Origin of the sequence: Xanthovirga aplysinae, assembly GCF_009711365.1 — a bacterium.
Taxonomy (GTDB): domain Bacteria; phylum Bacteroidota; class Bacteroidia; order Cytophagales; family Cyclobacteriaceae; genus Xanthovirga; species Xanthovirga aplysinae.
Genome location: NZ_SMMB01000234.1, coordinates 1 through 792, shown reverse-complemented (window position 1 = coordinate 792; position 792 = coordinate 1). Strand labels below are relative to the sequence as shown.

Here is a 792-nt window from a genome sequence, read left to right as displayed (position 1 = left end):
TCCTCTTTCTTTTTATAGGAGACGTACATTTTTTCTTCTTTTGAGGAACTCTTAATAATTCCTTTTAAGCCTAGGTTTGAAAGTCCCATTACAGATAAACATATCCCGAGAGATAAGGTGCTGTACTTTAATAAAGTATCATTTTGGTCTAAAATTAAGCCAATAAAGATCAATAATAGTCCAATGGAAATGAAAGTCATTTCTATACCCATTTCCTTTTTTTTCTTCTTTTGACCTTTCTTTCTCATTTGTTTATCCTAAGAATAGAATGGATTAGTAATGTAAGTTAAAAACGATAATTTGAAAATTCAAAGGTACAAAGGGTAAATTAAATTTTTTGTTGATTCAACCTGTTATGTTACGATTTATTTTTTAAGAAGTTAGGAGAGTTTGAGAGTTGTATGAGATGGAAAGGGGAGTAGCTTTTTTGTCAAATCAAATGAGGTGGTGCTCTTTATAGGGCTTCTATTCTATAATTTCTGAGCCAAATAGACTCACAAAATAAACAATGTTGCTGCAAGATGGTATATCATTAGTAGAAGTGGAGAGATAATTTTATTTAAAGGCATCAAACCCTTGACATTTATGTTTTTGGAGGTTGGCCTCGACCTAGGATTAGGAATGTCAGATAATTTGAATTAAGGCTATGCGATTATTCTTTGTAGTAGGTTTAATAATGGGGATGTTATTTCCATTTTCTGTTAATGGAGAATTAATGAAAACAGCCTTAATTACTGAATTTAAATTTGTGGTTCGGGGTAACCAACGCCTGATTCCCAATTATCTTTATTT

Annotated in this window: 1 protein-coding gene; it reads right to left on the bottom strand. The window is 31.3% G+C overall.

What is annotated here, in order from left to right:
• A partial coding sequence (locus E1171_RS00545) for a hypothetical protein (protein WP_155203064.1) occupies positions 1–248 on the bottom strand: 248 nt, incomplete at its 3' end.
• Positions 249–792: the final 544 nt, after the last annotated feature.